This is a genomic window from Parabacteroides sp. 20_3 (assembly GCF_964238835.1).
GTDB classification, from domain to species: Bacteria; Bacteroidota; Bacteroidia; order Bacteroidales; family Tannerellaceae; genus Parabacteroides; species Parabacteroides distasonis.
The window spans coordinates 687,123-711,310 of record NZ_CAXSNO010000002.1 but is presented as its reverse complement, the minus strand read 5'-3'; the positions used below and the strand labels follow the sequence as shown (position 1 = coordinate 711,310).

Genomic DNA, 24,188 nt, shown 5'->3' with positions numbered 1-24,188 from the left:
CCTATTACTAACCTAATCCCGGACTTCTGATAACCTTAACCTAAACCTTCCTCTTTTTCATCGTGAGGTTTACCACATGCGGTAAACCCAAATTGTCCAAGGTTGAAACCCTAGCAAATCGATGTAACGTTTAAACAATCTCTTTACCATATTTGCTTTACAATTATGTTTTACGACACAAATATACGGCGTTATTCCATACGTGGTATGTTTTATAGCATGTTTTTTGCGGATTCCTATGTTTTCTTGATCTATGATAAAAAATGCGGGAATCAGATTCATATAATGATAGTATTTGAACGTTTGGCATGTCTATTGTGTTACCATGCCATTGCGTTTCTATTTCTATTTGCTACATTTGCGGAGCTAAATGTAAGATAATGTAATATATATGAGTAGAAAAGAGGAGTACAAAGAGAAGAATCTATTGTATTTGGACGAGATCGCTTCGGAAGAGGGAATCCGGACATTACCGTGTGGTATATTATATAAGGTAATACAAGCGGGTACAGGCAAAGTCTCTCCTAATCGGGAAAGCGTCGTTTCCGTACATTATAAAGGAACGTTGATTAATGGAAGGGAATTTGATAACTCATGGAAACGGGGTTGCCCGGAAGCCTTTCGCTTGAACCAAGTGATTGAAGGCTGGCAATTGGCTCTTCAAGAAATGCGGGTAGGGGATAGATGGATAATCTATATCCCTTACAATTTTGGTTATGGTAATCGTGCCTCGGGTCCGATCCCTGCTTTCTCCACATTAATATTTGAGGTAGAGTTGTTGGGAATCGCCTAATTCCAATCATAGAATATATAATAATGTATCCGAAGGGAGTAAAAAAGAATAGCCATGGCTAAACCCATGGCTATTCTCTTTTTGCCTCATTAGAGGATTGGAAACTTTCTATTGTTTAGGCGTAACATCCGTCTTCTTTCCTTTATTCAGCCATTTCTCTTGGATGGTCTGCATCAGTTCATAGAAGTTAGGGATGAACATCGTGGCGAATATCGTATTGATAGCCATACCGAATACTACCGCCGCACCTAAGGATATACGGCTGGCCGCTCCTGCTCCGGTAGCGAAAAGCAAAGGCATGACACCCAATACAAAGGCGAACGAGGTCATCAGGATCGGACGTAAACGAACGTGTCCGGCTTCTAAGGCGGAATCCCGTATCGGATTACCTTCCTTTCGGAAATCCCGGGCGAACTCTACGATCAAGATACCATTCTTGGCGGACAAGGCGATCAATAAGATAATACCGATCTGGGTATATACGCTTACCGGAACCCCCATCACCCAGCAGCCGATAATAGCTCCCAACAAGGCGATCGGCAAACCCATGATAGCCGCCAACGGACTTGTCCAGCTCTCATATTGAGCCGAGAGAACCAAGAAAGCGACTAGCAACGCCATGGCGAAAATAATCACCGTCGTAGATCCTGCTTTCGTCTCTTGATAAGCGACCGAGGTCCATTCATATCCAAAATTATCACCTAATTGTTCCTGTATCAGCTCCTCCATCGCTAGGATCGCTTCTCCAGAGCTATATTTCGGGTTGGCGATACAAGTAATAGCCGCCGATGAATACATATTATATAGGTTGATCTGGTCTAATCCCAATTGCTCGTCTAATTCGATAAAAGAGGAGAAGGGTACCATCTCTCCTTTACTATTCGCCAGACTCAAACGGAGTACATCATCGATCACTTTCTGCGCCTCTCCGTTCGCCTCGATCTTAACTTGGTAAATACGTCCGAACTCCACGAAATCGTTCACGTACGCCGCTCCCATATAATAGCTGAGCGTGGAGAATACTTGATTCAACTGAAGACCGAGCATCTGCACCTTATCCCGGTCTATCTTCAGTAGATACTGCGGGGTATTGGCCTGATACATACAAGAAAGGTTCAGCAATTGCGGTTTCGAGCGGTAGCTGGCCAGCAATGTCTCCACGGCATGCTGCATCTCCGTCGGACCTAGGTTCTTACGATCCTCCAATTGCAGTTGCAAGCCGCCCGAAGCGCCCAACCCCGGGATAGCGGGCGGTACCATACCGAATACCTGCGCTTCTTGGATAGCCGATGCCTCCCGGTTGAAACGGTTGGTCACGGCCTCTGCCGTATGCTCCTTACCTTTACGTTCGTTCCAGTTCTTTAGGATCACGAAGAAGGTGGCCGTATTGGATTGCTCCCCTCCACCCATCACGGAGAATCCGCTAACGCTGATGAATGATTTCACCTCGGGGTATGTCTTTAGGATCTCGTCGATCTGCTTGGTGACCGCCTCCGTCCGGTTCAAGCTCGCCGCCGGGGGTAATTGGGATACGACTAGGAAATAGCCGTCATCCTCTTCGGGTATAAAGGTTGTCGGCCAGCGCATAAACAAGATAACCGCTACCGCCGTGATGATACCGTAAACGATCATCGCCGCTCCCGGTCGTTTCAGCATCCGCTCCACGATCGAGTCGTACATCTTCTGAGTCTTTCCGTATACCTTATTGAATCCTTTGAAGAGGAAGAATTTTGGTTCTTCCGTATTCTTCTCCAAGAAAAGGGCGCAAAGCGAGGGCGTAAGCGTAAGCGAGTTAAATCCGCTTAATACGGTAGCGGCGGCGATTGTCAAGGCGAATTGCTTATAGAGCTGCCCGGAGATACCGCTGATAAACGTTGTCGGGATAAATACCGCCAATAATACCAATACCACGCCCACGATAGGCCCTACGATCTCATCCATGGCCTTCGATACCGCCTCGTGGGCCGTATATTTCCCGGTATCGAGGAGCCGGGTGGAGTTCTCTACCACCACGATGGCGTCGTCTACCACCACCGCTATCGCCAGAATCAAGCCGAATAAGGTCAACGTATTAATGGAGAAGCCTAAAGCCGCCATGACCGCCAGCGTACCGATCAATGAGACCGGAATCGTAATGAACGGGATGACTACCGCCCGGAAATTCTGTAAGAATAAGAAGATAACCAAGACTACCAGCAAGGTTGTCTCCAAGAACGTGATAAGCACCTCATGGATGGAGGCGTCGATCACCTCGGTCGTATCCAAGGTCACTTTGTATTCCACGCCTTCGGGTAAGGAACTGCCTAATTCTTTCATCTTGGCCTTTACCACCTTCGATACATCCAAGGAGTTGGAGCCCGGCAACTGGTAGATCGCTATCGCAGCAGTCGGCTGTCCGCTTAATTTAGAGACCACGTTGTAAGAGGAGCTACCCAACTCTATGCGGGCGATATCCTTCAATCGCAGGATCTTGCCACCTTGCCCGGTCTTAAGGACAATATTGCCGAACTCATCCGGTGTCGTCAACCGTCCTTTCACGGTCAAGGTATATTGATAGGGGTTATCCGCCCGTAGAATCGGTTGGCCTACGTAACCGGCGGATACTTGGGCGTTTTGCGTGGATATGGCTTGATAGACCATGTCCGGCGTCAAGTTACGGATACGCATCGCCTCCGGGTCTAGCCAGATACGCATGCTATAGTTTCCGGCTCCCATTACCTGTACCGAGCCTACACCCGGCAGGCGGGTTAGCTGGTCTATCATATTTAAGGTGGCGTAATTACTTAAATACAACCCGTCGTAAATGGAATCCTTGGAACTTAGGGTAAGCATCATCACGATATTGGAGGATTGCTTGCGGGTGGTGATACCTTGTACGATCACGGGTTCCGGCAAGCTGCTCTGGGCGATACTCACCCGGTTTTGCACCATGACGGTCGCCATGTCGATATCCGTTCCCACGGCGAAGGTGATCGTTAGGGAGTAAGCCCCCGAACTGGAGGAGTTTGAACTCATGTAAAGCATACCGTCCACGCCGTTTACCTGTTGCTCGATCGGTAAACCTACGGTTTGCGCTACCGTCTGTGCGTCCGCCCCGGGATAAACGGCGGATACCTGTACGGTAGGCGGCGTGATCTCCGGATACTGGGCGATCGGTAATATATTGAGGGTGACCAAACCCGCCACGACGATGATCAGAGCAAGTACGGTGGCGAATATCGGTCTGTTAATAAAGAACTTTACCATAGCTTGCTTATTTTATAGGTTTGATAGTCATGCCATCCCGTACCTTAAGCAGGGCGGAGGTGACATAGGGATCTTTGGGGCCGATACCGGCAGTCACTTGGCGAAGCGTATCGTCTACCAGTTGTCCCACTTCGATAGGACGGTATCGTACGACATTGGAGTCGTTCACGATATAAAGGTACTTCCCTAATTGGTCGGTACCGATCGAGGCGTCGCGAACCAAGACCGCATCCGGCTGCTCGGCATACGGCAGGGTGATGGTGACGTATAAGCCACTCTTCAATACATGCTTCGGGTTATCCAGATTGGCACGTACGTTCAGGGTACCGGTCGATAGGTCGATATTTGGGGATAGATAATCCAGCCGGCCCGTATACGCATTGCCGCCATCCTTGCCTATGCTGACGAGGATCTCGGTCGGAAGTTTCACGGTGCTATCGTTGCGGGCGGCTTCCAGCATCATCTTCATGAACTGGTTATCCTCGATATTGAAATTGGCGAACATCAAGTCGTCCTTGTATAAGGTGGCCAAGGTAACCGGCTGGACGGCTCCGTTGATGTAATTACCTATATCGTAGCTGGCCCGGGTAACCGCACCGTCGAAAGGCGCACGGATATAGCAATAGCTCAAGTTGGTCCGTGCGGTATTCAACTCCGCCTCGGCATTCTTCACGGCAGCCTCAGACTCCGATACGGTAGCCTCCGCTTGGATCACTTGTATCTGGCTTACGGCGCCGCTCTTAGCCGCCTCCTTCATACGCTCGTAGTTGCTGCGTGCATATTCCAGCTGGGCTTTGGAGGTCTTTACGGAAGCCTCGGCTTGGGTGACGTTATCTTGATAGGTGTCCGGTTCGATCACGAAGATAAGATCGCCCTTCTTCACCCGGCTTCCGGCCTTGAGGTAAGAGGTACGCAAGTATCCGTTGACACGGGCTACCAAGTCTACTTTCAGTTGTGAACTAAGGTATCCGGGGTATTCTTTCGTCAAGGTAATGTCCCTCACGATCGGCGTGGATACGCTTATGGAGGGCACGGGCGTTTCCATCGGCTTGCTTTTCCCCTTGCAAGACGCCAGTAATAAGGCGGAGGCTCCGATAATCCCTATGTAAACAAATGTCTTCATATCTTTTGTCTTTAATGATTATTTATATTAATTGTTTGAGTGGGCTTTTGTTCGATCGGATCGAACGGCCTACATAGGATTCCATCCTCCACCCAATGACTGATAAAGCTGTATCAAGTTCAGTAGTGAGCTACCTTGAGCCTGTGTCAATTGGTTCTGGTAGGTGAGGAGGGAGCGTTGCGCGTCCAGTACGTTTTGGAAAGGCGTAAGGCCCTGCTTATAGAGGTCAAGGGAAAGATCCAAGGTCTGTTTTCCTTGGTTTACCACTTCCCGGAGGGCTACGATCTGCTTGATCGAGTTCTTGTACGAGCTCATGGCGTTATCCACTTCCTGTACGGAGGTAAGCACGGTCTGGTTGAATTGCCGGATCGACTCGTCCAACTGGGCTTTCGCCAACCGGGTAGCCTGTATCTTCTGGGTGCCTTGGAAGAAGTTCCACGTAAGGGTAGGGGCGATCTCATAGGTCAAGCTATTATGATTCGCCAGCTTGTCGAAGTCGTGGGAGGCGAAACCGATCGAACCTTTCACGAATACTTTCGGCCACCAATCGGACTTAGAGGCCCCGAGCGAGGCGGCAAGCGCATTGACCTGCCGTTCTGCCGCACGTACATCCGGACGGCGTAGCAACAGGTTTGCCGGTAGCCCTACACCGACCGGCTCGATATATTCCGGCAAGGAGGCCTCTGTCTCCATGATCTTTTGCAGATCGGAAGGGTACAGGCCTAGCAAGATCGCCAAGGAGTTCGCGTATTGGATGATACCGGCCTCCAGCATCGGTAGGGAGGCTTTCGTGCTGTAGTATACGGATTGCGCCTGCGCTACGTCCAGTTTGGAGACTAGCCCGGTCTCATACCGTTTCTGGGTGATCTGTACGACCGTCTGTTGGGAGCGGCAGTTCTGTTGCGCTACCTTTACCTCTTGTTGCAGTTCCCTCATATTGATATAGGAGGAGGCTACTTGAGCGCAAAGGGAGACCATGGCGGCGTTGTATTCCTCTTTCGAGGCGGCGAAATTCTCTTTCTCCGCTTTCACCCGGTTCCGGATACTCCCGAATACGTCCACCTCCCAGTTCATATCTACGGTAGCGCTGGAATATTGGGTGATCGCCTTGGGTACCTGATTGATATTGCCGCTACTTTGTTGCCGTGTCCATCCGGCGGAAAGCTCTAGGGTGGGCGAGTAGCTTCCTTGTGCCGACCGCAGGTTGGCTTTCGCCATGGCGATCCTGTCCATCGCCATTCGCACGGAATAGTTTTGTTTCACGGCTACTTCTATCAGCGAGTCCAGTAACGGGTCCTTAAAATTTCTCCACCAATTATCTTCTACGGGAAGTGTCTGCTGGAAATCACTTCCTTCCTCAGACCATGATCCGGGTAGGGCACGGTCTAAATACGTATGCTCTGTCTGCGCCATTACCCCGATCGGCACCAGCAAGCACAACAAAGCATAACATGTCAGGCGTAAATGTTTGTGCATAAATATATATGTTTAGATTTAGCTTTTAGCAAAACAGTTAAGGGTGGGAAATGTTTGTATCTTTGTCTATTTATATATCCTAAAAACTGAAACGTATGGAAAATGGCAAGATCGTTATTTATCGGACAGCCGATGGTGAGACTTCAATTGACGTGAAATTGGAGAATGATACAGTATGGCTTACGCAAGCGCAGATGGCGGAGCTTTTTCAAAAGGATCAATCGGTAATAGCTCGGCATATCAGAAATGTTTTTAAAGAAGGAGAACTTGAGGAAATGAGTAATATGCAAATTTTGCATAATACTTTTTCCAAATACAAGCCTACTGGGGTTTATAGTCTTGATGTCATTATCTCAGTCGGCTATCGTGTCAAGTCTAAGCGTGGTACGCAATTCCGTATCTGGGCGAATAAAATCCTAAAAGAATACCTTGTCAAAGGCTACGCTGTCAATAAACAACTGACCCAACAAAAATACGACGAACTGAAGCTGCTTGTACAAGTCCTCGGTCGTACAGTTAAGGGTCAGGAGGTTCTTTCCTCGGATGAAAGCCGTACGTTACTAGATGTAGTTGTAGACTATACCTATGCCTTAGATACACTGGATAAGTATGACTATCAGCAATTGGATATTCATTCGACGACAAATGAGCAACGGTTTAAGGCTACCTATGAAAATGCGATGTTGGCTATCCAAGGATTGAAAAGTAAATTTGGTGGAAGTAATTTATTCGGAAACGAGAAAGACGGCTCTTTCAAAAGCTCTATCGGACAGATTTACCAAACTTTTGGTGGGGAGGATCTTTATCCCTCGGTAGAGGAAAAAGCGGCTATGCTTCTTTATCTGGTTACAAAAAATCATTCGTTCAGCGATGGTAATAAGCGTATAGCCGCAACGCTTTTCTTGTGGTTTCTCGATAATAATGGAATCTTATATAATCCGGATGGGACGAAACGTATCGCTGATAATACATTGGTCGCTTTAACCTTGATGATAGCGGAAAGCCGGACGGAGGAAAAAGATATGATGGTGAAAGTCGTGGTGAATTTGATTAATAAGGAGAATTGGTGAAATAAAGGATTATTGTAAATAGTGATTGTATGGATATCTTATTGGTTATACTAGGCGTTATCTGTTTGTTGGTGGGATTGGCGGGGTGTTTTTTGCCGGTCTTGCCGGGGCCGCCGGTGGCGTATTTGGCTTTGTGGCTGCTGCATTTTACGGGTTATGCGGAATTTACGGTTACGGAGTTGGTCGTGTGGGGATTGCTGGTCGTGTTGGCACAGGCGATGGACTATGTTACGCCCATGCTGGGGACTAAGTATAGCGGAGGGTCCAAGTGGGGAAATTGGGGATGTGCCGTGGGAACCGTGGCCGGCATATTCGTGTTTCCGCCTTGGGGGATCTTGCTGGGTCCATTCGTGGGGGCTTTCGTTGGAGAACTTTTGGGAGGCAAGGCGTCCGGAGATGCGTTGAAGGCTGGTTTCGGGGCGTTCGCTGGTTTTTTATTGAGTGTCGTGCTGAAAGTCGCTCTTTGCGGCTATTTTATTTATAGCTTTGTGAGAGGGATAATTAATTGAAGATGGTAGTTAATAAAGTAAGATATGTTTGAGAAAATTGTAGTGGTAGATTCTACCGGATTGAATACATGGGGAGTGGAGCGTTTGAAGGAGCTTGGAAAAGAGGTTGTTTTTTATACCGGCATTCCGGAAACGGATGAGGAGATTGTGAACCGGATCGGGGACGCAGATTGCGTACTCGTCTCTTATAATACACAGATCCGGAGGAACGTGATCGAGGCTTGCCCGAATATCAAATACATCGGGATGTGCTGTACCCTCTATAGCGAGTCTAGCGCGAATGTGGATATAGCCGCCGCACGTGAGCGGGGGATAACGGTCTTGGGCATCCGCGACTATGGCGATGAGGGAGTCGTGGAGTATGTCATTAGCGAGCTGGTCCGTTTGTTGCATGGTTTCGGCGGGAAACAGTGGAGACATAAGGCGTATGAGCTGGGCGGGCAAAAAGTAGGCATCGTGGGATTGGGCCGCACCGGGAGAATGATCGCTGACGTTCTTCGTTTCTTGGGGGCTGAGGTCTATTATTTCAGCCGTACCCGTAAGCCGGATGCCGAGGCCGCCGGTATCGCTTACCTGCCTTTGCGGGAGTTGCTGCCGGAGGTGGATATTTTATGTACTTGCTTGCCTCGTAATACGATTCTTCTGGGGGCGGATGAGTTTCGTTTGTTCGGTAATCTGAAGATATTGATCAATACGTCGGTAGGGCCGACTTTCCGTGTCCCGGATTTACAACGTTGGCTTAGCGCCCATAAACGGAATTTCTTCTTATGCGATGAGGTGGGTATCGGGAATTATGCGGATACCTTGACGCAGTTCGATAATGTCATATATACCCCGAAAGTCTCCGGCCACTCGGAGCAATGTATGGAGCGATTGTCGCAAAAGGTAATAGCGAATATCGAAAGCTATCAGAATTGATATATCCAGTTGTAGAGACGGGGCACGCCCCGTCTCTACAACTGGGGACAGTATTCCCCTATCAACCTTCTTTCTCGATCTGCTCCTGAACGATAGCGTCTACGACAGCTACGGTAGTCAGGTTCACGATATCGCGGGTAGAGCTTTCTACGTCGGTGAAGTGGATCGGTTTGTTCAATCCCATCTGGATCGGGCCGATCGTCTCGGTGATACCCAGTGTATCCAATAGCTTGTATGCGCTGTTGGCGGAGCTTAGGTTCGGGAAGATCAAGGTATTCACGTCTTGCCCTTTCAGCTTGTTGAACGGATACATATCGTCGCGCAGCTTCTTGTCGAGGGCGAAGTTCACTTGCATCTCTCCGTCTACTACCATGTCTGGGTATGTCTTATGCAAGAAGTCGATCGCCTCGTGCACCTTCAGCGGGCTACCCTGCTTGTCGGAACCGAAGTTCGAGTAAGACAACATCGCTATCACCGGCTCGTGAGCGAAGAACTTCACGGCATCGTGCGTCAGGCGGGCGATATCGATCAATACCTCGGCCGACGGATGACGGTTGATCAACGTATCGGCCATAAAGAACGTACCCTTCTTGCACGTCAGGATGTTCAAGGCGCCGAAATGCTTGTAGCTCGGGCGGATACCGATGATCTGCTCCGCCATCTTGGTAACCTCCGAGTAGCGGCTGTATACACCCGTCACGAAAGCGTCGGCGTCGCCGGTAGCCACCATCATCATACCAAAGGCGTTACGGTCTACCATCTTCTCGCAAGCCTCCGAGTAGGTCACGCCCTCGCGCGCCTTCTTATCGGAAAGGATGCGGGCGTAGCGGTGGCGGCGTTCCGTCTCGCGGTCGTGGCGGAGGTTGACGATCTCGATACCGTCCAGACTGATATTCTCCTCGGCGGCGATCTTGGCCAGACGCTCCTCGTTACCCAGCAAGATCGGGAAACAGATACCTTCCGCTTTCGCCTCGGCGGCGGCTTTCAGCATATTCACGTGGTTCGCCTCGGCGAATACCACCCGTTTCGGGTTCGCTTTCGCCATATCGGTGAACGAGCGCAAGAGTTTATTATCGTACCCCATCATCTCACGCAAATGGTTGGCGTAGCCCTCCCAGTCGGTGATCGTCTTGCGAGACACGCCCGAGTCGATAGCGGCTTTCGCCACGGCGCAAGATACACGGGTCAGCAAGCGGGGATCGAGCGCTTTCGGAAGGATATAGTCGCGTCCGAAAGTGGTTCGTTTCAGCTTATAGGCGGCGTTCACCACGTCGGGAACCGGCTCCTTGGCAAGGTCGGCGATGGCGTAGACGGCGGCCCGCTTCATCTCCTCGTTGATCGCCTTGGCGTGCGTATCCAAGGCGCCGCGGAAGATATAAGGGAATCCCAGCACGTTGTTGATCTGGTTCGGATAGTCGGAACGTCCGGTAGCGAAGATGATATCATCCCGCGAGGCCATCGCGTCGGCGTAGGAGATCTCCGGGTTCGGGTTCGCCAAGGCGAATACGATCGGGTCGGCGTTCATGCTACGTACCATCTCCTTGGTCAATACGTTCGCCACGGAGAGGCCCAAGAATACGTCGGCTCCCACCACGGCCTCTTGCAAGGTCTTGATCGGACGGTCGGTAGCGAACTCCCGCTTGGCGGCGTTCAAGTCCGGGCGGCTGGTAGAGATGACGCCCTTGCTGTCGCACATGACGATATTCTCCTTGCGCGCTCCCAGCATCACGTACAGTTTCGTACATGAGATAGAGGCGGCTCCGGCGCCGTTCACCACGATCTTCACGTCCTCGATCTTCTTGCCGGCGATCTCCAAGGCGTTGATCAGCCCGGCGCCGGAGATGATTGCCGTACCATGCTGGTCATCGTGCATGACGGGGATATCCAGCTCGTTCTTCAAGCGAGTCTCGATCTCGAAACACTCCGGTGCCTTGATATCCTCCAAGTTGATTCCTCCGAACGTGGGCGAGATCGCCTTCACGGTCTGGATAAACTTCTCCGGATCTTTCTCGTTCACCTCGATATCGAATACGTCGATACCCGCGAATATCTTGAATAGCAATCCCTTGCCTTCCATCACCGGCTTACCGGCCAAGGGACCGATATCGCCCAGCCCGAGTACGGCGGTACCGTTGGAGATTACGGCTACCAAATTACCTTTCGCCGTATATTCGTACGCGTCCAGCGGATTCTTCTCGATCTCCAGACACGGCTCGGCTACGCCCGGCGAATAAGCTAGGGATAAATCCGTTTGCGTGCTATGAGGCTTTGTCGGGATAACCTCGATCTTACCCGGTTTGCCCTCGGCATGGTACCGAAGGGCCTCCTCTTTTGTAATCTTTGCCATAGGTATGTTTATTAATTATGTTGTTCCTATTTAAAACCACCGCAAAAGTAACAAATTATTATGAGTTTACTAGGTTTTGCTTACAAATAGTTTTTTCAAGAAAGTGCGAATAGTAATCCGGTTTTAACTTGTGAGAGTGGAACTCTATTGTTATCTTTGAAGATTTAATAATCAGGGCCTCCATCCAAGAGAGACCTATAAATCTATTTATCATGGCAATACTAGTAAAACCCGTGCAACGAATAAACCCTTTGGACAAGGAAGCGCCTAAGAAATGGTATGTAACTCAAGTAACTACCGCCCAAGCGGACGAGACCGAGGTAGCGATGGAACTCGCCGACGAGACTACGTTGAACCCTTCCGAGGCGATGATGGCCATCCGCCAGCTTCGTAAGATCTTGCTTCGCAGGCTGCTGGGAGGAGAGAGCGTGAAACTGGGTAACTGGGGTAGTTTCAGCGTTACGCTTTCCAGTTTGGGGGTACCTACCAAGGAGGAGGTCAACGCCAAGAATATCAAAAGTGTGAACCTTAACTTCCAGCCTGACGAGGCTTTCAAGACGGATCTTCAGAAGGCTACTTTCGCTTGGGTGGACAAGCTGGCGGAAGGACGACCGGGTGGCTCCGGCGGCTCCGACTCGGAATCTCCGGACGAGATATAGGCTAGGATGATAGCCGCGGGCCGGTATCCGGGCAGGTACTCACGTGTACCCGCCCAGATACCGGCTTTTTGTTGCTCGGATACAAGCGGGTACCCGTACGGTTACGCTCTTGCACTTACGTATCCGCGTCCTTGTATCTACGTATCTGCATCTTCGTATCCGTACGGATACACGGATGCAGATACGTAGATACAAGAATGTAGCCGTACGGATACGAGTAAGGAAGATGCCGGGTAGATAAATAATCGTGGAAGAGGTGTAGGCGTTGTCCCTGCGGGACTCTGGTTAATTATGAGATCAAAGATAATAATATTTATTAAATAGCTGGTGAAAATCAATAATAGTCTTAAGAAAAAAAACAATAGTGTTAATGAGCGGAGTGAAATAAAACCATTTACCACCAGAGTCCCGCAGGTACTCGTAAACTTAAAGAACCATGAAACACCTACTTTATATATTTTTAGTTTTAGCAACCTTGCTTACGGGGTTGTACTTGCTACCTAAGCATACTCCCTTATTTGAGTATTATAGGCTGAGGCCTGTTTTTGAGGTAGCTACTATCGTATTTTTAATCGGTGTCTTATGCTTGTATGGGCGGGAGAAGAGGCAAGTCAAGATGATCTTCTCCCGTCTGTCTCAAAAGAATTTCTTCTTGGATTTGGCCATACAGTGTGGAGGCATATACATCTGGGAGTTTAAGGACGAGGAGTTCTTTTTCGAGTATCCTGTCGGTGACCAGTCACCACGGATCGAGTTGGAAGAGATGTGGAGGCTGATACATCCCGATGATCTCACTGCTTTCAAATTACTTTGGCAATCCTTATGGAAGGCGGACAAGGAGGTATTCCAATGCCGTGCCCGCTTCGCCGGATCTGATTATAAATGGTGGGAATTCCGCTTTAGCGCCATGCCTGCGTTAGATAATGCGGAGAGAGGCAAAGACGTGAGCGGTATACTTATCAATATCAATGACATGAAGAAACGAGAAAAAGAGCTTATCCTCATGAGGGGATATGAGCAAAAGTTCTTGGCGAACATGAGCCATGAGATACGTACGCCGCTGAACTCTATCGTAGGCTTCTCGAACCTGCTGGCCTCGGAGAAGGACTTAGACGAGGCCGACAAGCAGCTGTTTGCCAAGACGATCAATCAGAGTTGCGATCTGTTGTTGGTGCTCATCAATGATATTTTGGAGGTTTCGAGACTTCAATCGGGACAAATGAAATTCGAGAAAGAGAGCTGCTCCGTCAAGGAGTTGGTAGACGATCTTTACCTCGCCCATCAGTTATTGGTCCCCACCCACCTACGATTCTCGAAAGAGGCGGAGGGGGATTTGTTTATCTATACGGATAAAAAGAGACTTTCGCAAGTTATAACCAATTTCTTGACAAACGCTTGTAAATTCACGAATAGCGGATATATAAAGTTGGGATTTAAGCATCTGAGGGGGACGGATGAGGCGGCGATTTTTGTCGAGGATTCCGGGATCGGTCTATCGGAGGAGCAACAAGAGAAGGTGTTCAGCCGTTTTTTCAAGCAAGATGAATTCAGCCAAGGGGCCGGTCTGGGGTTGTCTATCTGCCAAGGAATCGTACAAAACTTGGGGGGACGGATAGCGCTGAGTTCTAAGCAGGGAGAAGGAAGCCGCTTCTCGGTCGTGCTGCCGGTATATAAGGGGGGATACGCTTGATCATTCGTCTTTTTCATTCTACCAAAATCTGATATCTGAAGGGAAAGAAGTACATTTGCCGGATCAAAATAGAAGAAGATAAATGGCATTGAAACTTATCCATACGGCCGACTGGCATCTGGGCCAGACCTTTTTCGGCTACGACCGGGAGGCGGAGCACGACGCTTTCCTCGGTTTTCTGACAAATCTTTTGGTGGAGCGGCAGACGGATGTCCTGTTGATCGCCGGCGACGTGTTCGACGTGACGAACCCTTCCGCCGGGGCGCAACGTCGTTTCTATCGTTTCCTGAAAGAGGCGAATCGCCGGAATCCGGGCTTGCAGATCGTGATCATCGCCGGCAATCATGACTCCGCGATCCGTCTGGAAGCCCCGAATCCCTTGCTGGAGGAATTGAATACCTCGATTGTAGGTATCGTGGGGAGGACGGATTCCGGGGAGATCGATCTCGGATCGCTCGTTGTCCCCTTGAGGAACCGGGCGGGAGAACGGGAGGCGCTTTGTCTAGCAGTGCCTTTCCTCCGCCAAGGGGATTACCCGGCGGCGTCCGAGGGAGAGCCCGACTCGTATGTGGCGGGCATCGGCCGGATGTACCAGCGGCTCTACGCTTATGCGGATGCCCGGAGGAACCCCGGCGAGGCGATCGTAGCCTTGGGCCACCTCCACGCCACCGGAGCCGAACTATCGGACGACGACCGGAGCGAGCGTGCCATCATGGGAGGGCTGGAGTCCGTATCTGCGGATACCTTCGACGCCGGGATCGCTTATACGGCGCTAGGGCATATCCATAAAGCGCAACGGATTGGCGGGCGCGAGGCGGTACGTTACGCCGGAAGCCCGCTTCCCATGTCGTTCTCGGAGAAGAATTACCGGCATCAAGTGATAGCCGTAGCGGTCGAGGAGGGGAAGGTCGCTGGTACCGAGGCGATCGAGATCCCAAGAGTTGCGGACTTGATGCGTATACCGGATAGCCCGTTACCCCCGGAGGAGGTCTTGCGATGCCTCGCCGGGCTTCCGGAGCCGGAGGTGGTCAGCGAGGATGAGAGCCGCTGGCCTTACGTGGAGATACGGGTCCTGCTGACGGAGCCGGACCCTACGTTCCGCCATCGGGTAGAGGAGGCGTTGGTCGGGAAGGCAGTCCGCCTCACCTCCATCGTTCCTTCGTATCCCCGGCGGGAAGGAGAGGCAGAGGAGCGGGCCTTGTCGTATAATGATTTGCAAAAGATAGCCCCGCTGGATATGCTGAGACATACGTTTGCCGTGAAATACGGAGGCGAGTTGCCCGAGGAGATAGAGACATTGTTTAATGAGGTGATGAGGGAGGTTTCTTTATGAGAGTGCTGGCGATCAGAGGACGCAATCTGGCGTCGCTGGAAGGAGAGTTTTCCATTGATTTTACGGAAGAGCCTTTGGCTTCGGCGGGTATCTTCGCTATATCCGGGCCTACCGGGGCGGGAAAATCCACGTTGCTGGATGCCATGTGCCTCGCCCTTTTCTCCCGTACGCCGCGAACGGAGCTGGCGAAGGAGAATAACGTGCGGCTGAGGGACGTGCAAGAGGATGTGTTGCCGCAAAGCGACCCCCGCTTCCTCTTGCGCCGTGGGACGGCCTCGGGCTACGCCGAGGTGGATTTCGTGGCGCTGAACGGGTGCCGGTATCGCGCCCGCTGGTCCGTATCCCGGGCCCGGGAGAAGGAGAGCGGACGTTTGCAGGCCGCCCGCCTTACATTATATAATATAGATGCCGGGAAAGAGGAGCCGGGAACCAACAAGGACCTGCAAGCCCGTATCATCGAGCTGATCGGCCTGACTTTCGATCAGTTCACCCGCTCGGTGCTCTTGGCCCAGAACGATTTCTCTACCTTCCTGAAAGCGGAGCAGGGCGAGAAGGCCTCCTTGTTGGAGAAACTGACCGGTACGGAGCAATACTCGGAGATCTCCCGCCGGATCTTCGCCAAGAACGCCGAGGCGAAGGAGGCCTACGAGCGGCTATGCGCCCGCGTACAAGGCATAGAGCTTCTATCGGAGGAGGAGGTGGAAGCCTCCCAAACCCGCCTTTCGGTCTTGGAGGGGGAGCTGGCCCGTCTGGAGAAGGCGAGGGTCGAGCGGCAAAGCTTACGGGAGGCCGTGAAAGCGGCCGAGGTCCAGATCGCCTCGAAGGAAAAACAGCGGGAGGAGAACGCTCGTTTCTTGGAACGGGCGTTGGCATCGCTGGAAACCGTAAGGAAGGAGTATGAGCAAGGAGAGGTGCGATTGGCGAGGACGGATGAGGAATCTAAGCGTCTGCGACTGGAATTGCAACAGGCCCGGAAACTGGACGTGCAACTGGAATCTGCCTTGAAAGCCCGCTCCGAGGCCGATGAACGGATGAAAGACTTCTCCCGGCGGAAGCAGGAGGCGGAAGAGAAACTCAGGAAGGTGGAAGAGCGGCAGAAGAAAGCCTCGGAGGAATGGGACAAGCTGACGTCGTGGCGTGAACGTTACCGGAGCAAGGAGGGGATCGCCGAGCAACTGTCGGCCTTGTTGATTCATCTGGATACCTGCCTTACGGCTCGCCGGGCAGTCGAGCGGTCGGACAAGGCCTTGCTAGCCATCCGACAGAAAATCCAGCGGTTGGAGGTTCGGAGGCAATCCTTGCGGCGGGAGGCGGAGACGCACGCCAAGGAACAGGTAAAGATTGAGGAAGAGCGGAAGTCCGTAGCGCTTGCCCTCAAGGAATTGGAACCGGAGGCTTTGGATCGATCGATCGAGACCTGCCGTACGGAACGGGAGCGTTTATTGTTGGAGCAAGCCCAGTTCGTGACGACTGGCGATATCAAAAGCCTGCGGGACAAGCTGACCGCCGGAACGCCTTGCCCGGTCTGCGGAAGCCTTGAGCATCCTTTCGCCTCTCACGAGGCGCATGAGCGTCTGTTGGCCTTGGCGGATCACATCTCGGAAGCTACCCTGCGCCTCAAGCGGCTTCTCGACCGGAAAGAACGGCAGGAGGCCTGCGGGAAACAACTCGCCGCCCTGCAACAGAAAGAACTGGAGCTGCATAAACAACTCGCCGCGGACGAGAACGCACGGACGGAATTAAGGAATCAGCTACAATCCCTGTCCGAGCAAATCGACCGGGAAGAATTGGATAAGCGGGAGCAGCAGGAGAAGCTGTCCCAATCCCTATCCGCCGCCAACGCCCTGTTCGGGAACGACGCATGGCAGACGGGCTGGAACAAGGAGCCGGAAAGCTTCCGGGAGACCTTGACGGATTTCGCCCGGCAGTGGCAAGCCAACGGGGAACGCTTGCGGGAATTGGAACGGGAGCGGAGCGCCTATAAAGCGGAACGGGAGTCGTACGAGGCTTTCCTCCCTCCCTTGCGCAAGCAGTACGAGGACGCCGCGAAAGCCTACGACGAGAAGAATCAATCCTATACCCGTTTGCGCTCGGAACGGAATCTCCTGCTGGGAGGCCAGCCCGCCGACCAGGTGGAACGTACCTTCCACGAACGGGTGGAAGCCTTGAAGAGCCATTTGAAGGAGCTGCAAGAGAGTACGACGAAGCACGCCGGCGAGGTGGAGCAATACCGGGGGATTACGGAACAGATCAAGAAGGATCTGGTGGAGACTTCCGGCCTTCTTTCCGCACGCCGGCAAGAACTGGATAACTGGTTGGCCGCCTACCAAGAGACCTACGAAGGCAAGACGCTGGAGGAATCCCTGTCGGAAATGACGGCCCAAAAGTCTGAATGTAGTTTCCGTCTGCGTACGCACGAGGAGAATAAGCGGAAGATAGCCGGCTTCCAGCAAGAGCTCTCGGAGCGGAGGGCGATGAGCGAGCGTTGGGCGAAGCTGAATGAATTGGCAGGCTCGGCGGATGGCGCCAAGTTCCGTAGGATCGCCCAAGGCTACACCTTGGATGTCTTGTTGAGTTACGCAAATGTGCAATTGCGGCAACTATCCCAGCGTTACCGGTTGGAGCGTGTGCCGGATACCTTGGCTTTGCAGGTGATCGACCAAGATATGTGCGACGAGATCCGTACCGTGCATAGCCTTTCCGGAGGGGAATCTTTCTTGGTCTCGCTGGCCTTGGCGCTAGGCTTGTCCTCTCTCTCCTCGAACCGGATGAAGGTAGAGAGCCTGTTTATCGATGAGGGCTTCGGCTCTTTGGATGCGGAGACGTTGCGGCTCGCTATGGATGCCTTGGAGAGCCTGCGTACGCAAGGGCGCAAGATCTGCGTTATCTCGCACGTACAGGAAATGACGGAACGTATTCCCGTGCAGATCCGGGTGAACCGGGCGGGAAACGGACGGAGTTATCTGGAAGTCATATAGCTTTACCAGCCATTGTGATGGATCTGTTGGACGTTGTATTTGTTTTTGGGAGTCTCTTTCTGCATGGGGTATCCCACAGGTATGACGTTCAACGGCATGATATGATCCGGTAGCCGAAGCTCTTTCCGGACGATCTCAATCCGGTCCGGATAGGGGTAAACAGCCGTCCATACAGCTCCCAATCCCATGGATTCGGCGGCAAGTAACAGGTTTTGCGAGGCGGCGGAACAATCCAGAAACCAAGCGTTGGAGGATTTGATCGTATCGCCGCAAACGACGATCGCTTGCCTTGTCTCTTTCAGCATCCGGGCGAAGGGAAGGCCTTCGGCCATCGTATCCAAGGCTTTCCGGTCGGTTACGATAATGAATTCCCAGGGTCGCCTGTCACGGGAGGAAGGGGCGGCCATTCCGGCTCGTATCAGTTTGTCTATCTTTTCCTTTTCTACCGGGCGATCCTTATACTTACGTACGCTTTTGCGATTGAGTATCGTTTCCAAGGTCTGGTTTTCCGGTTCCTGCCGCTGGTTCCCCGTAGAGGAGCAGGCCATGAGGAAAACGGTGATCAAGAAGAAAAGACAGATTCTCATAAAGACGGGTTTATATGGTTTATAACGGATTATTTACTTAATATCAACGTAGAAGGCATCTTCTGCAAGGCTTCTTTCCGGTGCTCGGAGACATCGTTCCATGTCTTATAACTGATCAGCATGAAGTTGAAGCCGTTGAAAGACTGGGGCGTAAGGTCTTTCTCTCGTAGAAGCGTGGTCTGCTTCACGTCTTCCGTGAATCGCAGGATTCCTTCCTTGATCACCTCGTTCCCCGGGGTCGTGCTGCTGGATTTATCAAGTACGCTGGCCGAGCCGTGTGTAGACTTCAATAAGGTCTGGGCGTATCCCAACAGGAATAAATCCTCCTCGGAGTCGATGACCACGATTACGTTCGATGCCTTGACGAAATTCCGGTTCACGAATACACCTACCGGGCAATTGCTTTGCTCGATAAACATCTTCGTCTTGTCTTTCAATAAGGCACCCGGATAAAACCAGGATTCCGGAGCCTTGAAGCGTTTGAAATAACGGTTGTAGAACGAGGCCCGATAATGGCTTGCCGCTATATCGTCCGGTGTGTTGCTCATCGATATCCCGGAACCGACCAGAAGGAAATCGTACCCCTCATTGTTTACGATGCTACAAATATCCACTCCGGCGTTGTTCGATACCTCGTAGCGGGTCTGTATCTGAATGCCCAGCTTCTTGGCCCCGTAAAGGATCGGGCCGAAGCTGACTTCCTCGAAATTATCCGTGTGTAGCGGGTTTACATCCGAGCCAACCGTCAAATGCAGTGCCGTCAGCTCCAGTTTGTTTTTGCCTTGGGCGAACATCTGGTAGGCTACGTCCAGCATGATCTGTCCATTTCCGGCTCGTCCGAAGGACAACAGTACCTTGAATATCCCCTCCAATGGCATTCTCTCTTTTTGCTCCATCAGCTTGTCATGCGCTCGGTAACAGAATTTGATGAATGAGACCAACGGTGTTGTCATAAAGGTGGTGACCAGCGTCATTAGCACTAAGATCACGAATACGGAAGGCGTCAATATCCCCATCTCGTACCCGATCGTCAATACGACCAGCTCCATCAACCCGCGGGTATTCATGAGCGCCCCTATGTATAGGCTATCCTTCCAGCTCTCACCCACGAATCGGGCGGAGAACATCGCTCCCCCAAACTTTCCCGCGATGGCCACGACTATGAAGATAAGGCATAGCCACCATAACTCAGGCTTGTTTAGAAGACCTATTTCCGTACGTAATCCGGTAGATACGAAGAATAAGGGAAGAAATAGAGCAAGGGATACATCCTCTACTTTCTCGGTCATGATCTTGCGGAATTTGACATTTCCCGGCATCACCACCCCTGCGATAAAAGCGCCGAACAAGGCATGCAATCCCAATATCTCAGTCAGATAAGCCGAGGTGATCAATAGCAAGAAGATGAAAGCTACTAGCCCCTTGTCGATTACCTCCTTGTTGTGGTAAATATGTCCGATCATCCGCAGGAATGGCCGCACCGCCAAAAACATAAACACTATGTAAAGGACTGAGAATAAAATGTTGTAAACGGCACTTAGCATCGAACCCGCTTGTGCGATCGCTATGACAACCGCTAGCAAGCACCATGCGGTGATATCCCCATTCGCTGCGCTTGCCAACGAGATGGTACCCAAATGTGTCTTGGTAAGTCCTTTCTCTTGGATAATACGTGCCAATACGGGAAAGGCGGTAATACTCATGGCGATACCTATAAACAAGGCGAAAGAGAGGAAAGGCGTACTCTTATCCGCATATTTGTCGTACACGAAATAGGCGGTCAGCATACCGAAAAAGAAGGGGACGATCGTACTGGTATGACTGATTAAGATCGTCTCTTTCAGCTTTTTCCTTACCTCGGAGATATTAAGTTCCATCCCGATAGCGAACATAAAGAGTATAAGTCCGAATTGACTCAGCATATTTATATTCACCAACGATTCCACAGGGAAAAGGAAGGCGGAAGCCTCCGGGAATAAATTGCCTAATACGGACGGCCCTAGCACGATTCCGGCAACGATCTCGCCGATGACGGTGGGTTGCCCGATCTTCTGGAATAACCAACCGAACAAACGGCACGTAAGCAATATCGTGATGATTTGTAAAAGCAGAATTCCTATGGAAGACTCGATATTATGTACTAATAATTGAGTAAATATGGTAAATCCCTCTTCTAAATTACTAGGTGCGTTTTGGATGGACGCAATCGAATTTTCCAGTTGCTGACTTTCTCCTTCTTTGGCGATAAAGTACATCAGCGAACCGAAAATGAGGATCATCATTAGGTAAAAGGCTATACTTTTTGTTCCTTTGCTCATCTTTGTACGGTTTACCGCGAATATAAGAAATATCCTAATATTATCAATGGGTATGTTTTTTTCTTTTATCTTTGCCGAGAACCAAATTATAATAAATCATGGAGTCTCTAAATCTGATAAAAAATGACCCGTGGCTGGCCCCTTATGAGGCGGCTATAGAAGGCCGGTATCAATACGTGATTGATAAAGAAAAGAGCCTGACGAATAATGGTAAACTAACCTTATCCGAGATGGCTTCCGGATATCTTTATTTTGGGTTACACAAAACCACGAAAGGCTGGGTGTTCCGTGAATGGGCGCCGAATGCTACCGCTATTTATTTGATTGGAACATTCAACGGATGGCAGAAAGATAATAAATACAAGCTTAAACGTAAGGCGAATGGCGTATGGGAGATCGCTTTGACCGATGCGCAGATGTGTCATGAGGACTTGTTTAAGTTGCTGGTCGAGTGGGACGGCGGTAGCGGAGAACGTATTCCCGCATGGACTCGCCGGGTGGTGCAAGATGAGCAATCTAAGATATTCAGCGCTCAAGTATGGAACCCGGAGAAACCTTATAAATTCAAGAATAAACGATTCAAACCTAAGAAGTCTCCCCTTTTGATCTACGAGTGCCATATCGGTATGAGCACCAACGAGGAGAAGGTGGGGACGTATAATGAATTTCGTCAAAATATATTACCTCGTGTAGCGAAGGATGGTTATAACGCCATTCAGATCATGGCTATACAAGAACATCCCTATTATGGATCGTTCGGCTATCACGTAAGTAGCTTCTTCGCCGCCTCTTCCCGTTTCGGTACGCCGGACGAGTTGAAACAACTGATCGATGAGGCGCACGGGATGGGTCTCGCCGTGATCATGGACATCGTACATAGCCACGCCGTAAAGAACGAGGTGGAGGGATTAGGCCGCTTTGACGGTTCGTATGACCAATATTTCCTGAGTGGCGAACGCCGTGAGCATCCGGCATGGGATTCCCTGTGCTTCAATTATGGAAAGAACGAGGTGCTTCATTTCTTATTGTCGAATTGTAAGTTCTGGCTGGAGGAGTATAAGTTCGATGGTTTCCGTTTCGACGGCGTGACCTCCATGCTTTACTACAGCCATGGCTTGGGCGAGGCTTTCTGTAATTACGGCGATTATTTTAATGGCCACCAAGATGGCGACGCTATCGCTTATCTAACCTTGGCCAATAAATTGATCCATGAGGTGAATCCGGGCGCTATAACGATCGCCGAGGAGGTGAGTGGCATGCCGGGTTTGGCGGCTAAGATAGAGGATGGTGGTTATGGCTTTGATTATCGCATGGCCATGAACATCCCGGACTATTGGATCAAGACGATCAAGGAAAAGAAGGATGAGGATTGGCATCCGTCTTCGATCTGGTGGGAGACGACGAACCGTCGTGCCGATGAGAAGACGATCAGTTATGCCGAGAGCCACGATCAAGCCTTGGTGGGTGATAAGACGATCATCTTCCGCTTGATCGACGCCGATATGTATTGGCATATGCAAAAAGATGACCATAATTTCATGGTAGATAGAGGTATCGCCTTGCATAAGATGATCCGTTTGGTTACGGCTTCTACTATTAATGGCGGTTATCTGAACTTCATGGGAAATGAGTTCGGGCATCCGGAATGGATCGACTTCCCGAGGGAGGGCAATGGATGGTCTTATAAATACGCTCGCCGCCAATGGGATTTGGTGGACAACTTGGATTTGAAGTACCATTTCTTGGGCGATTTCGACCGTGAGATGTTGGAATTGATCGGGGATGTGAAGAATTTCCAAGATACCCCTATCCAGAAGGTTTGGGATAATGATGGCGATCAGATATTGGCTTATATGCGTAAAGACTTGGTTTTTGTGTTCAACTTTAGCCCGACGAAATCGTTCACGGATTACGGTTTCTTAGTTCCGAAGGGAGAATATGAGGTCGTATTGAACACCGACGCTACCCGTTTCGGGGGGTTTGGCTTGGCTGATGATACCATAAGGCATTTCACGCAATTTGATCCGTTATATAAGAAAGAAAAGAAAGAATGGCTGAAACTTTATATCCCGGCACGTAGCGCCGTCGTATTAAGGAAAGTGAAGGTCAAAAAGTAAAACTCTATACACAAAACACGTTATGTTATATCCATTTACATTTAAGCCGATCCTCAAGAAGGTGATTTGGGGCGGTTCAGATATCTGCCCGTTTAAGGGTATTACTCCGGTTGAGAATGGTGTAGGCGAGAGCTGGGAGCTTTCTCATGTTGAGGGAAATTATTCAATCGTCGATAATGGCGAGTTGGAAGGTAAGTCTTTGGATGAGTTGATCCGCTCTTATGGCAAGGAATTGCTGGGAGAGAAGGTGATGGAGAGATTCGGGACGACTTTCCCCTTGCTTATCAAGTTTATCGATGCCCGTGATAATTTATCCATTCAAGTTCACCCGGACGATGAGCTGGCGAAAAAACGCCACAACTCTTTCGGTAAGACGGAGATGTGGTATGTGATCAAGGCAGAGAAAGGCGCTGGCCTGTATTCCGGTTTCTCTGAGCAAATCGACGCTGAGGAATATGTGAAACGTGTGGAGAACAATACGATCATGGATGTGCTTCAACGTTACGACGTAAATGAAGGCGATGTATTCTTCTTGCCGGCGGGACGTGTGCATGCGATCGGAGCGGGTTGTTTTATTGCTGAGATCCAGCAGACCAGCAACATCACGTATCGTATTTACGATTACAACCGTAAAGATGTGAACGGTAATGGCCGTGAGCTGCATACGGAATTGGCGAAAGACGCTATCGATTATACGTTGTATCCGGATTACCGTACTCACTACAAAGGTCATACGAATGCCACGGTAGAGTTGGCGGATTGCAAATATTTCACCACGAATCTTTTGGATCTGGATACGATTATGGTTCGTAATTTCTCGGAACTGGATTCTTTTGTCGTTTACATCTGTATGGCAGGCAAGGCTTCCATCCGTGATAATAAAGGAAACGAGATCTTTGTTCACCAAGGTCAAACTGTCTTGATCCCTGCGGATACGGAGGTAATAACCATCTCTCCGGCTCCGGGCGCTAAGTTCATGGAGACTTATATCGGTCAATAAGATCACTCACTAAAATAATAATGA

16 protein-coding genes are annotated in these 24,188 nt (G+C 50.5%); 10 read left to right on the top strand and 6 right to left on the bottom strand.

All coding sequences use genetic code 11. The features are described 5' to 3' along the window. Nucleotides 1–391: 391 nt before the first annotated feature. Nucleotides 392–793, top strand: a complete 402-nt coding sequence (locus ACESPU_RS06700; protein WP_005866204.1) for an FKBP-type peptidyl-prolyl cis-trans isomerase — start codon at nt 392–394, stop codon at nt 791–793. Between the two features lie 108 nt (nt 794–901). Here ACESPU_RS06700 and ACESPU_RS06695 read toward each other — a convergent pair whose 3' ends face one another. The 3 genes from ACESPU_RS06695 to ACESPU_RS06685 all read right to left on the bottom strand — a co-directional run bounded on the left by ACESPU_RS06695 (nt 902) and on the right by ACESPU_RS06685 (nt 6,638). Further along, complete coding sequence (locus tag ACESPU_RS06695; RefSeq protein ID WP_005866206.1) at nt 902–4,039, bottom strand: efflux RND transporter permease subunit; 3,138 nt, start codon at nt 4,037–4,039, stop codon at nt 902–904. A gap of 7 nt (nt 4,040–4,046) precedes the next feature. Beyond that, a complete protein-coding gene (locus ACESPU_RS06690; RefSeq protein ID WP_057325954.1) occupies nt 4,047–5,162 on the bottom strand; it encodes an efflux RND transporter periplasmic adaptor subunit in 1,116 nt (371 codons plus the stop codon). A 69-nt stretch (nt 5,163–5,231) separates the two neighbouring features. Beyond that, nucleotides 5,232–6,638 (bottom strand): efflux transporter outer membrane subunit, encoded by a 1,407-nt coding sequence (locus ACESPU_RS06685; protein WP_158532880.1) that lies wholly within the window; start codon nt 6,636–6,638, stop codon nt 5,232–5,234. 95 nt (nt 6,639–6,733) lie between these two features. Here ACESPU_RS06685 and rhuM point away from each other — a divergent pair, with 95 nt between their 5' ends. From rhuM to ACESPU_RS06670, 3 genes are read left to right on the top strand one after another with little or no spacing between them, the layout of a single operon-like run. Continuing rightward, nucleotides 6,734–7,708, top strand: a complete 975-nt coding sequence (gene rhuM, locus ACESPU_RS06680) for a virulence protein RhuM/Fic/DOC family protein (protein WP_048928374.1) — start codon at nt 6,734–6,736, stop codon at nt 7,706–7,708. Between the two features lie 29 nt (nt 7,709–7,737). Continuing rightward, nucleotides 7,738–8,217, top strand: coding sequence for a DUF456 domain-containing protein (locus tag ACESPU_RS06675; protein WP_008774188.1), 480 nt, complete (start codon nt 7,738–7,740; stop codon nt 8,215–8,217). A 24-nt stretch (nt 8,218–8,241) separates the two neighbouring features. Then, nucleotides 8,242–9,135 carry a D-isomer specific 2-hydroxyacid dehydrogenase family protein gene (locus ACESPU_RS06670; protein WP_057325951.1) on the top strand — a complete coding sequence of 298 codons (894 nt, stop codon included), beginning with the start codon at nt 8,242–8,244 and terminating at the stop codon, nt 9,133–9,135. Nucleotides 9,136–9,196: 61 nt separating this feature from the next. Here ACESPU_RS06670 and ACESPU_RS06665 read toward each other — a convergent pair whose 3' ends face one another. After that, entirely contained in the window at nt 9,197–11,482 is a 2,286-nt protein-coding gene (locus ACESPU_RS06665; protein WP_057325950.1) for an NADP-dependent malic enzyme, read from the bottom strand. A gap of 212 nt (nt 11,483–11,694) precedes the next feature. On the opposite strand from ACESPU_RS06665, the gene ACESPU_RS06660 reads away from it, so the two are divergent. The 4 genes from ACESPU_RS06660 to ACESPU_RS06645 all read left to right on the top strand — a co-directional run bounded on the left by ACESPU_RS06660 (nt 11,695) and on the right by ACESPU_RS06645 (nt 18,142). Continuing rightward, entirely contained in the window at nt 11,695–12,141 is a 447-nt protein-coding gene (locus ACESPU_RS06660) for a DNA-binding protein (RefSeq protein ID WP_005858196.1), read from the top strand. Between the two features lie 436 nt (nt 12,142–12,577). Beyond that, the gene (locus ACESPU_RS06655; protein WP_122115076.1) at nt 12,578–13,831 is read left to right on the top strand and encodes a HAMP domain-containing sensor histidine kinase; all 1,254 of its coding nucleotides are present in this window, start codon (nt 12,578–12,580) and stop codon (nt 13,829–13,831) included. Nucleotides 13,832–13,913: 82 nt separating this feature from the next. Next, complete coding sequence (locus ACESPU_RS06650; protein ID WP_048927761.1) at nt 13,914–15,164, top strand: exonuclease SbcCD subunit D; 1,251 nt, start codon at nt 13,914–13,916, stop codon at nt 15,162–15,164. Further along, nucleotides 15,161–18,142 carry an AAA family ATPase gene (locus ACESPU_RS06645; RefSeq protein ID WP_158532878.1) on the top strand — a complete coding sequence of 994 codons (2,982 nt, stop codon included), beginning with the start codon at nt 15,161–15,163 and terminating at the stop codon, nt 18,140–18,142. Before ACESPU_RS06650 ends, ACESPU_RS06645 begins: the two co-directional genes overlap by 4 nt. Nucleotides 18,143–18,144: 2 nt before the next feature. Here the strand turns inward: ACESPU_RS06645 and ACESPU_RS06640 are convergent, their stop codons facing one another. Both ACESPU_RS06640 and ACESPU_RS06635 read right to left on the bottom strand, forming a co-directional pair. Further along, nucleotides 18,145–18,729, bottom strand: coding sequence for a nitroreductase family protein (locus ACESPU_RS06640; RefSeq protein ID WP_008779572.1), 585 nt, complete (start codon nt 18,727–18,729; stop codon nt 18,145–18,147). Between the two features lie 29 nt (nt 18,730–18,758). Continuing rightward, on the bottom strand, nt 18,759–21,047 hold the full coding sequence (locus ACESPU_RS06635; RefSeq protein WP_008779573.1) for a cation:proton antiporter: 2,289 nt from the start codon (nt 21,045–21,047) through the stop codon (nt 18,759–18,761). Nucleotides 21,048–21,145: 98 nt separating this feature from the next. On the opposite strand from ACESPU_RS06635, the gene ACESPU_RS06630 reads away from it, so the two are divergent. Both ACESPU_RS06630 and ACESPU_RS06625 read left to right on the top strand, forming a co-directional pair. Next, the gene (locus tag ACESPU_RS06630) at nt 21,146–23,164 is read left to right on the top strand and encodes an alpha amylase C-terminal domain-containing protein (protein ID WP_158532877.1); all 2,019 of its coding nucleotides are present in this window, start codon (nt 21,146–21,148) and stop codon (nt 23,162–23,164) included. Nucleotides 23,165–23,186: 22 nt separating this feature from the next. Then, entirely contained in the window at nt 23,187–24,164 is a 978-nt protein-coding gene (locus tag ACESPU_RS06625; protein ID WP_005866237.1) for a type I phosphomannose isomerase catalytic subunit, read from the top strand. The last annotated feature ends 24 nt before the right edge of the window (nt 24,165–24,188 follow it).

Bases quoted from the DNA above. Each gene is read 5' to 3' on its own strand.
- ACESPU_RS06695 (WP_005866206.1), bottom strand. From the start codon at position 4,039: ATGGTAAAGTTCTTTATTAACAGACCGATATTCGCCACCGTACTTGCT.
- ACESPU_RS06655 (WP_122115076.1), top strand. From the start codon at position 12,578: ATGAAACACCTACTTTATATATTTTTAGTTTTAGCAACCTTGCTTACG.
- ACESPU_RS06675 (WP_008774188.1), top strand. From the start codon at position 7,738: ATGGATATCTTATTGGTTATACTAGGCGTTATCTGTTTGTTGGTGGGA.
- ACESPU_RS06665 (WP_057325950.1), bottom strand. From the start codon at position 11,482: ATGGCAAAGATTACAAAAGAGGAGGCCCTTCGGTACCATGCCGAGGGC.
- ACESPU_RS06635 (WP_008779573.1), bottom strand. From the start codon at position 21,047: ATGAGCAAAGGAACAAAAAGTATAGCCTTTTACCTAATGATGATCCTC.
- rhuM (WP_048928374.1), top strand. From the start codon at position 6,734: ATGGAAAATGGCAAGATCGTTATTTATCGGACAGCCGATGGTGAGACT.
- ACESPU_RS06685 (WP_158532880.1), bottom strand. From the start codon at position 6,638: ATGCACAAACATTTACGCCTGACATGTTATGCTTTGTTGTGCTTGCTG.
- ACESPU_RS06645 (WP_158532878.1), top strand. From the start codon at position 15,161: ATGAGAGTGCTGGCGATCAGAGGACGCAATCTGGCGTCGCTGGAAGGA.
- ACESPU_RS06690 (WP_057325954.1), bottom strand. From the start codon at position 5,162: ATGAAGACATTTGTTTACATAGGGATTATCGGAGCCTCCGCCTTATTA.
- ACESPU_RS06660 (WP_005858196.1), top strand. From the start codon at position 11,695: ATGGCAATACTAGTAAAACCCGTGCAACGAATAAACCCTTTGGACAAG.
- ACESPU_RS06700 (WP_005866204.1), top strand. From the start codon at position 392: ATGAGTAGAAAAGAGGAGTACAAAGAGAAGAATCTATTGTATTTGGAC.
- ACESPU_RS06640 (WP_008779572.1), bottom strand. From the start codon at position 18,729: ATGAGAATCTGTCTTTTCTTCTTGATCACCGTTTTCCTCATGGCCTGC.
- ACESPU_RS06650 (WP_048927761.1), top strand. From the start codon at position 13,914: ATGGCATTGAAACTTATCCATACGGCCGACTGGCATCTGGGCCAGACC.
- ACESPU_RS06630 (WP_158532877.1), top strand. From the start codon at position 21,146: ATGGAGTCTCTAAATCTGATAAAAAATGACCCGTGGCTGGCCCCTTAT.
- ACESPU_RS06625 (WP_005866237.1), top strand. From the start codon at position 23,187: ATGTTATATCCATTTACATTTAAGCCGATCCTCAAGAAGGTGATTTGG.
- ACESPU_RS06670 (WP_057325951.1), top strand. From the start codon at position 8,242: ATGTTTGAGAAAATTGTAGTGGTAGATTCTACCGGATTGAATACATGG.